We start from the raw sequence: 8,900 nt of genomic DNA on the forward strand, positions 1-8,900 counted from the left end.
CCCCCCACGCAGGTTAACTCCCCTATTAGGATCGGCCCGTGACGATCGACAGGCTCGACACCGGTGTGGCGCACCCGGCCCGGCGCTACAACTACTGGCTGGGCGGCAAGGACAACTTCGCGGCCGACCGGGAGTCGGGAGATCTGCTCGCCAAGTCGTACCCGGCAGCTCGCATCGCCGCCCGCGCCAATCGCGCCTTCCTGCAGCGCGCCGTGGGTTACCTCGCCCGTGAGGCGGGGCTGCGGCAGTTCCTCGACGTCGGCACGGGCCTGCCCACCGCCGACAACACCCACGAGGTCGCGCAGCGGATCGCCCCGGAGAGCCGCATCGTCTACGTCGATCACGACCCGATGGTGATGGCCCACGCCCGGGCGCTGCTCACCAGCACCCCGGAGGGCGAGACCCGCTACCTCGAGGAGGACCTGCGCGAACCGCAGCGCATCCTGGACTCGCTGGAGATCCTCGACCTGTCCCAGCCGGTCGGCCTCATCCTGGTGGCGGTCGTCCACTTCATGCCGTCGCAGGACGAGGCCCGCTCGGCGGTGCGTGCCCTGGTCGACGCCCTGCCCTCGGGCAGCCACCTGGTCATGACCAGCGCGACAACCGACTTCCTCACGCCCGCGCTGAAGGCGAACTGGGACGAGTCCCTGCGCACCGGCCGGTCCGACGTCCACCCCCGCGGCCGCGCCGAGTTCGAGCAGTTCTTCGAGGGCCTCGACCTGGTCGACCCGGGCATCACCGCGATCAGCCAGTGGCGCCCGGACCCGGCCGCTGAGGAACGCCCCACCCCGGTCGAGGCCTCATTGTTCGGCGCGGTCGCCCGCAAGCTTTAGATCGATGACCGGCTTCGGGTCACCCGCAAGGCTTGAGTGATTCTCCCGGCCGCCGCCCTCGACAGCCGGTACCAGCCGGCCGTCGGCGTAAAGGCGGTAGTTGGCGCGCAGCAGCGCGGACGACAGCAGCTCGTCAGCGCGGGGATAGGCCTGGAGGTCGAATCTGCGCCACAGGTCGACGAAGTCGGTGATGTTCTCCGGATCCACGAAATCCGCGAGCCGCCGGAAGAACGTGAGCACCGTCGGCTCGGGGTAGCGCAGGGCCACCTCGGGAAAGTCCATCCGCATCATCCGCCGGGCGGTGGTTCGGCAGATCACGGCCTCCGCGGCACCGAACAGGTCGACGAGCCGGTCGTTTCCCACCGCCGGCGGGAACCTGGTGAAGGCGGTCCAGACCTCCTCGGCGATCACGTCCAGCAACGCGTCCGGAGCGAGTTCCACAAAACGCTCGAATCGTACGATATCGCGGTGGAGGATGTCGAAGTTGTTCGCCGGGTTCGCCCGGGTGATCAGCTTGGCGACCTGGGCCAGGACGAACTCGCTGAGACCCAGGTGGGTCAGCACCCGGGCACGCCGGATCGCCAGGTCCAGGTTGACGCCCGGCGCCGCCAGGTCCCGCCGGAAGGAGTCCCGCACGTCGTCGGCGGCGCGGAGATCCCCGGAACGAGCCAGCAGCATCAGCAGCTCGGCCCGGGCCTCCGGTGACTGTTCGAGGCACGCACGGATCAGGTCCGGACGGGTGGGGCCGGCCTCGAGCAGGTCGTAGAGCACCCAGGGAAGACGGCGCCGGCGGGACACGGCGAACTGCCGCAGGACCTCGGCCTGCACCCGTTCCGTCCACAGCGGAGCCAAGTTCAGCTCGGCGTCGTTCTCGATCTTCACGTAGCCCACGCTGATGGCTTTGACGGCTGCCGCCTCCTCACCGGGCGGGCAGAGGGTGAGCAGCCCGCGCACGAAGTCGGACCCTCTCATCCGGGCGTAGCCGTTCCTGGCCAGCACCACGAAATCGGCGAAGAGCGCCCGCTCCTCGTGCACCGTCGCGATGTGCGCACACGCGCTCGCGGCATAGTACGAAGAAACCGTGTCGGCCAGTTCCCGGCCGTGGATGTTCTCGACGAGGATCGCGACCAGTTTCCTGACGTAGTGGAGCGCCAGGCGGCCGTCCATGTCGTTCAGCATGAACAGCAGCGTCCGGCTGTGGTGACCGGTGCCCTGCAACCGGACTGTCCCGCCGGCGAACAGGACGTCCAGTGCCTTCACCACCAGGTCGCGGGCGCCGCTGAAGCCGCGGTCGTGAGCGGCGTCGATCATGCCGCAACCGAGGCGGACGGCGTCCACACTGTCGAGCACACCGTCGAGCACACCGCTGATCACCCGGGTCACGTAGGCCTCGTCGCCGTACTCGCTCATCGAGCCGCCGACGATCAGCCGGGCCTGCGGGTGGGTGAGCGCCACATCCCCCACGACCACCGCGCGCAGGCGGTCCAGCTGCTGGGGGTCGCCCGACGCGGCCAGAATGCGGGTGCACTGCACCACCGTGTAGGTGTGGCCGGCGGCCTTCAGCGCCGACCAGAGCGCCTCGACGATGTGGGCGCGCAGTCCGGCCAGCCTGATCCGTGGCGCCGCGAGCAGGCAATCGCCCATCAGGATCAGGTCGCGGTGCATCACGTCGTCGGCCGCCACCAGCGGGCTGGGGAGCGTGGCCGGACGACCGCTGACACCGGCGATACCCAGCAGCAGGTTCGTGGCGTCCGATGTACGCCCCGCGAGCAGCAGGATCACCTCCTCCCACCACGGGTCGTGCCGATGCCGGAGCAGCAGGTCACCGCATTCGGCGAAGTGCTCGTTCGCCCAGACCGCGGCGAAGTACTCCTGGATCGTCAGGTGCCAGAAGCCGTACCAGCCGTGGGCCTGTTCCTTCAGCAGCCCGTAGTTCGCCGCGATCTCCAGCAGGACCTCGGCCGGGTCCGCCTCCTCCAGGCCGATGGTCGGGAGGAACTCGCGGATCATCTCCAGGATCTCCCGCTCCGGGAAATACCGCTGGCCCTTCACGTGGAAGTGCCAGGCCAGTTCCTCCAGCAGGTCCCGCTTACGGTCGGTGGTGAACTGGGAGTAACGCCGGATTCCCCGCTTCGAGTCCCACTCCTTCAGCAGCACCTCGACACACCGGTTGTAGAGTTCCGCCCGGCGTTCCGGCAGTTCCAGATCCTTCTCGTAGACGATCGCGATCAGCGACAGGATGAGCGGGTTCGCCGCCAGGGTCTTCATCCGTACGTTGCGGTTGAGCGAGTTCACCAGGTCACGCAGGGCCTTCTCGCGGCCGTCGAACCAGTTGCTCAGGAAGCGCCGGCTCTGCTCCCAGGTGAAGTCGAGCACCTCCAGGACCTGGAAACGGTCCAGACCACCGTTGAAGCCGGCACGCCGGCAGGTCACCACGATCGGCGCCTTCGGGTACCGCGCGCAGAGCCGCTCGATCTCGGCGGCGGCCCGCCGGTAGGCGTCGAACGCCTGCTCCGCGTCCGATCCGCCGAGCACCTCGTCGAGGCCGTCGAAGAGCAGCGCCGCAGTGCCGTCCCGGAGCCGCTCCTCCAGGTATTCCCGTGCGTCGGCGAAGCCGTAGCGGTGCTCACAGTCGAGGGCCGCGAACTCCAGGATGTCGTCGAGCCCACTGTCGATGAACCGGCGCAGCTCGACGAAGATCGGCAGGGCGGTGAGCCCGGTGATCTCGTCGCGGCACATCCGGAACGCGAGGTGCTTGAGCATCGTCGTCTTGCCCGCACCCGGATCGCCGAGGACGGCGACGTGCTGGTACTGGACCAGCGCGTCCTCCGGCCGTACCGCGTCGGTGTGCTTGGCGACTGTACGTTCGGCGGTCGCGGTGAGCAGCGCGGCCGGGTGACCGACCGCCAGCCGCTCGATCTCCTCGTCCGGGACGTACCGGCGCGAGTCGCCCTCCCGGATCTTGACCTGGACGTAGAGGGCGTTGAGATCCAGGGACTTCGCCATGTCCAGGACCCGCAGCGCCTTCAGCTCCCGCACCAGCGATTCCTGGTACGCCAGGGCGGCACGTTCCCGGTCGTCCGCCGCGAGCGCCCGGTGACGGCGGGCGGCCTCGGCACGCTCGGCCTCGGCTTTCTTCGCGGCGGCCGCCTCGCGCTCCACGTCCGTTCTGGCCCGTTCCCGCGCGAGTTGATCCTCGTAGTCCGCTCGCTCGCGGGCGAGCTGGTCCTCGTAGTCGGCCCGTTCCCGGTCGATCCGGCGCTGGAGCTTGTGGCTCTTGCGCCACTGGACCCAGCCGACGACGGCGAGCAGGAGCGCGATCAACCCGGCGATGATCGCGGCGACAACCTCCGGCGATCGCATCACCGTCTCGGCCACCGGGCCGGGTGAGAGCGCCGGCGAGGGGCTGGGCGCGGGGGTGGGCGAAGGGCTGGGCGCGAAGCCCGCCGGGACGGCGAGAGCTGCGAGGACTGCGAGGCGGAGGGCGAGCCCGTACACGCGACGTCCTTCCTTTGCGGGTCGCCGGATTGTCCATCGGGGACGTCCGGGGTGGTGTCGCGTGCCGGACACCGGTGGCGCATCCATGGGCGGTCTCGCCCGATCGGGTGACGGGCGCACACCGTGGCTCAGGGGCGCGGCAGTGACACGCGTCTTCGTCCCCGGCCCGCGCGTCGCAAGCGCCGAGGCGGCAACACCCTGCACACTCAATCATGCCCGCCACTGCTTTCACGCCCGCAGTCACTTCATGACCACCGCTGCCTTCACCGCCGCCGCCTTGCGGGCACTGCTCGCCGCTGATCAGGTCACCCACGTGCCAGGCGTCTACGACCCGATCACGGCCTCGCTCGCGGTGCGGGCCGGCCACCAGGCCGTTCACCTCTCCGCCGCGGCGGTGGCGGCGATCGCTCTCGGCCGGCCGGATCTCGGTTACGCCCACGCCACCCAGATCGCCGACCGTGCGTCGACGCTGGTACCGGCGCTGGACGGCGTCCCGCTGCTCGCCGACGCGGACATCGGTTACAGCGAGCCGGGGCACGCGGTGTGGACGGGTCTCGCGTACGCGCGGGCCGGCGTCTCCGGGCTGTGCCTCGACGATCGGGTGGGCCCGAAACGCTGGGGGGAACCGGTGGGCAAGGAGGTGGTGAGCGTCGCGCTCGCCACCGAGACGATCTCCGCGCTGGCTGATCAGGTGCCGCACCTCGCGCTCATAGCGAGGACCGATGCGTACGCAGAAAACGGTCTCGCCGAAACGGTGAGGCGCTGCCGGGCGTACGCCGGAGCGGGCGCCGACGCCGTCCACCCGGAGGGTGTCGAGTCGCTCGACGAGTTGGCCGCGCTGCATCGGGCGCTTCCCGGCGTACCCATCGTGATCAGCCACTCGGAGGCCGCGGGTGCCCGTCCGCCGCACGCCGACGCCGACCTCGCCCGGGTCGGCGTCCGCCTCGTCCTGCACCCCCTCACCGCCCTGCTCGCCGCCGTCCGCGCGGCGTCGCTCACCTACCGCGCCATCGCAGAATCCGGCAGCACGGATTCCGGCAGCACGGATTCCGGCAGCACGGATTCCGGCAGCACGGAGCTCAGCAGCACAGAATCCAGCAGCGCAGGCGCAGACTCGGGCAGCGCACGATCTCGCAGCGCGGCAGCCGTCGACCGTATGCCGTGGGCCGTGTTCACCACGCTGACCGGGCAGCGCAAGACCGCGGACCCGGACGAACGCTACGTGCCCGGCAACCTGCAGACGTGACCTGAGTCACCCCGCTTCACGATCGGCGCCTCGACCTCGTCACGTGCACGTCCCGGCAGAACGCACGGGAGAGCGCGAGAGGGGAACACCGATGCACCAGATCGTGATCTTGGGAGCCGGCTACGCGGGACTCGCCACCGCTACGACGCTGGCGGGCCTGCTGCGGGGGCGGGACGGCGTACGGGTCACCGTGGTCACCGCGAGCGAACGGTTCACCGAGCGGCTCCGACTGCACCAGACGGCGACCGGGCAGACCACGGCCGACCTGCGGATCCCGGACCTGCTCGCGGGAACCGGCATCGACCTGATCACCGGCTGGGTGACCGAGATCGATCCGGCGGCCACAACGGTGCGCGTCGACAGCGAACGGGAGACCAGAACCGAACGGGAGACCAGAAACGAACGGGAGATCGGATACGACACGCTTGTCTTCGCGCTGGGCGGGACCGCTGACACGTCGGCAGTTCCGGGCGTTTCGGATCACGCGTACACCCTCGACAGCCCGGCCACGGCACAAGCGCTCGCACGACGCCTGGCGGAATTGGGCAGCGGGACCGTCGCCGTCTGTGGCGCGGGCCTGACCGGCATCGAGGCCGCGGCCGAGATCGCCGAGCGCCATCCCCGCCTCAAGGTGACGCTCATCGGCGCCCGCGAGCCAGGCGCGGGGATGAGCGCACGCGCGCGGCGCCATCTGGATGCGGCGCTGACAAGGCTGGGGGTACGAGTAATCGCCGGCGCCACCATCACCAAAGTCCTGCCGAACACGGTCGAGATGGACGGCACGTCGAATGTCGCGGCCGACGTCGTTCTGTGGACCGGCGGCGTGCTCGCAGTGGGCCTCGCGACAGTCTTCGAGACCGACGACACGGGGCGAATCGTCACCGACAGTTCGCTGCGGTCGGTCTCGCACCCCGAGGTGTACGCGGTCGGCGACGCGGCCGCGATCCGCCAGGGATACGGCGTCCTGCACGGGACGTGCCAAAGCGGCATGCCCACAGGCGTCCACGTAGCGAACGCGATCATGCGGGACCTCGAAGGCACCGAACGCGAAGGCACCGAACGCGCAGGCACAGAACGCGAGGGCACAGAACGCGAAGGCAGGAAAATCGCCGGCCGGGAGCCCGAGCGGTTCCGGTTCGGCCATCTGCACACGCCGGTGAGCCTGGGGCGCCGGGACGCGGTGGTGCAGTTCACCCGGCCGGACGGGAGCGCGAAACCGTTCGCGCTGACCGGGCGGGTGGCGGTCTGGTACAAGGAGACGGTGAGCGCAGCGCCGTGGCCATCGTTCCAGCGGCTCCTCCGGATGCCCGTGACCGGCAGGTTCGCGTGGCGCCGGGGCGGCGGGTACACGCGGTGAGCTTCGAGGCGTACCGAAATCTGCTCTTCTCGGTTGCCTATCGCATCCTCGGCAGTGCCGCCGACGCCGAGGACGCGGTGCAGGACACGTGGGTGAAATGGTCAGCGGTGAAATGGTCAGCGGTGAAAGGGTCTGCGGTGAAAGGGTCAGCGGTGAAAGGGTCTGCGACGGATCATTCGCGGGTCGCAGAACCGAAGGCCTACCTCGTGCGGATCGTGACGAACGTGGCCCTGGACCGATTGCGATCAGCTCGCGCCCGCCGCGAGACCTACATCGGCCCCTGGCTTCCCGAACCCGTGCTGACCAGCGATCATCCGCCAGAGCGCAGCGATATGTCCGGGAGTGACACGTCCGGGAATGATGCCGTCGTCGCGGACTCCGTGTCGACCGGGCTGTTGATGCTGCTGGAAAGCCTGAGCCCGCTCGAACGGGCGGTGTTCGTGCTGCGGGAGGCGTTCGGGTTCAGCTACCGGGAGATCGCCGAGGCGGTGGAACGCTCCGAGGAGACGGTGCGGCAGGCCGCGCATCGGGCGCGCGGGCACGTGCGGGACGGGCGGCCGCGTTTCCCGGCCACCCGCGCCCGGCACCGGGAGGTCGCCGAGCGTTTCTTCGCCGCCGCCGGTGGCGGCGACATCAACGCGCTGATGGAGCTGCTGGCGCCGGACGTGACACTCTGGACCGACGGCGGGGGCCGGGTACGCCAGGCGATGCGCCCGGTCACCGGAGCCGACCGGGTCGCGGCGTGGCTGGCCGGGGTAGGTAGCCGAGCGTACGAGGGTGTCGAACCCGCGGACATGAGCGTGCGCCTCGCCGAGCTGAACGGCACGACCGGCCTGATCTTCCACGGTGCGGGCCGGGTGCTGGCCACACTCACTCTGGACCTCGGCCCGGACGGCCGCATCGTCGCGCTCCACAATATGGCCAACCCGGAGAAACTGCGCTCCGTGTCCGCCGGCACGATCCACGTCCTGCCGACGGACACGGTACGGCCGTAGAAACACGGTACGGCCGTAGAAACACGGTACGGCCGTAGAAAGTTGCTACCCCTCAGCCAGCGCGCCCTCACTCAGCACAGCGTCGTCCTCCTTGGCCATCGCCTCCTGGCGGTCGTGCTCCTCGCGCAGGACGGCGGCGTTCAGCCACTCGTCCGGGATGCCGAACCCGTCGACGAGAGCCCGCATCGAGGGCCGCAGCTCCCGCAGCAGGTCGTTGATCACGGCGGTGACCGCTTTCGATCGGGCTGGGGTCAACCTGCCGTGCTCCAGGAACCAGCCCTTGTCGGCCTCGATGACGGTCAGCGCGTACAGGTCGCAGACCTTCGCCAGCAGTGACCGGGCCGCCGGGTCCGACGCCCGGTCGATGCCCGCCACGAAGGCTTCCAGGGTGATCCGGTCCATGTGCGCCATCGACGTCTTCAGCACGTGGTCCTGTACGTCGTTGAAGATGTCGAACGGCTGGTCCTTCTTGGTGGCCGCGCCGTTGCGCAGCCGGCGGATCGCGCCTTCCAGGAGGTGCTTCTCACGGTCCTCGAACATCGTCAGGTGCCATCCCCGATCGGTGACCGCGACCTCCTCGTCCCGGCCCGGTACCGCGCTGACCAGCCGCTGGATCAGCGAGCGGGCAGCGGTGCGCTCGAGAACCATCTCGCGTACCTGCTCGGCCACGAACGTCGCCCGGCCCCAGCCGTCGAGCGAGCCGAACGCGTCCCGATAGCCGGTGAGCAGGCCCTTCGCGACGAGCTGGAGCAGCACCGTGTTGTCACCCTCGAACGTGGTGAACACGTCGGTGTCGGCCTTCAGCCCGGGCAGCCGGTTCTCGGCGAGGTATCCGGCGCCACCGCACGCCTCGCGGCACATCTGGATGGTGCGGGTGGCGTGCCAGGTCTGCACAGCCTTCAGCCCAGCGGCACGTGACTCCAGCTCTCGCTGCCGGCGCTCGTCAGTTGGTAGCGCATCGGCCTGAACAG

At 69.8% G+C, this 8,900-nt stretch carries 6 protein-coding genes; 4 read left to right on the plus strand and 2 right to left on the minus strand.

From position 1 onward, the window contains the following. Positions 1-38: 38 nt before the first annotated feature. A complete protein-coding gene (locus tag ACFQV6_RS06600) occupies positions 39-833 on the plus strand; it encodes an SAM-dependent methyltransferase (protein WP_378026436.1) in 795 nt (264 codons plus the stop codon). On the opposite strand, the gene ACFQV6_RS06605 is transcribed toward ACFQV6_RS06600, so the two are convergent. Then, positions 801-4,331: an NACHT domain-containing protein gene (locus ACFQV6_RS06605; protein ID WP_378026437.1), complete on the minus strand. Its 3,531-nt coding sequence runs from the start codon at positions 4,329-4,331 to the stop codon at positions 801-803. The genes ACFQV6_RS06600 and ACFQV6_RS06605 overlap by 33 nt on opposite strands. Positions 4,332-4,578: 247 nt before the next feature. On the opposite strand from ACFQV6_RS06605, the gene ACFQV6_RS06610 reads away from it, so the two are divergent. The 3 genes from ACFQV6_RS06610 to ACFQV6_RS06620 all read left to right on the plus strand — a co-directional run bounded on the left by ACFQV6_RS06610 (position 4,579) and on the right by ACFQV6_RS06620 (position 7,929). Further along, positions 4,579-5,577 carry an oxaloacetate decarboxylase gene (locus tag ACFQV6_RS06610; RefSeq protein ID WP_378026438.1) on the plus strand — a complete coding sequence of 333 codons (999 nt, stop codon included), beginning with the start codon at positions 4,579-4,581 and terminating at the stop codon, positions 5,575-5,577. Between the two features lie 91 nt (positions 5,578-5,668). Continuing rightward, positions 5,669-6,934: an NAD(P)/FAD-dependent oxidoreductase gene (locus ACFQV6_RS06615; protein WP_378026439.1), complete on the plus strand. Its 1,266-nt coding sequence runs from the start codon at positions 5,669-5,671 to the stop codon at positions 6,932-6,934. After that, complete coding sequence (locus tag ACFQV6_RS06620; protein ID WP_378026440.1) at positions 6,931-7,929, plus strand: sigma-70 family RNA polymerase sigma factor; 999 nt, start codon at positions 6,931-6,933, stop codon at positions 7,927-7,929. The genes ACFQV6_RS06615 and ACFQV6_RS06620 overlap by 4 nt, the downstream gene beginning before the upstream one ends. A 45-nt stretch (positions 7,930-7,974) precedes the next feature. Here ACFQV6_RS06620 and ACFQV6_RS06625 read toward each other — a convergent pair. After that, positions 7,975-8,900 (minus strand): acyl-CoA dehydrogenase (locus ACFQV6_RS06625; protein ID WP_378026441.1); only part of this gene is annotated, 926 nt, incomplete at its 5' end.

Source organism: Actinoplanes sp. GCM10030250, from assembly GCF_042666575.1.
Lineage (GTDB): Bacteria > Actinomycetota > Actinomycetes > Mycobacteriales > Micromonosporaceae > Actinoplanes.

Coding starts and splice junctions, on each gene's coding strand:
- ACFQV6_RS06610 (WP_378026438.1), top strand. CDS start 4,579: ATGACCACCGCTGCCTTCACCGCCGCCGCCTTGCGGGCACTGCTCGCC.
- ACFQV6_RS06615 (WP_378026439.1), top strand. CDS start 5,669: ATGCACCAGATCGTGATCTTGGGAGCCGGCTACGCGGGACTCGCCACC.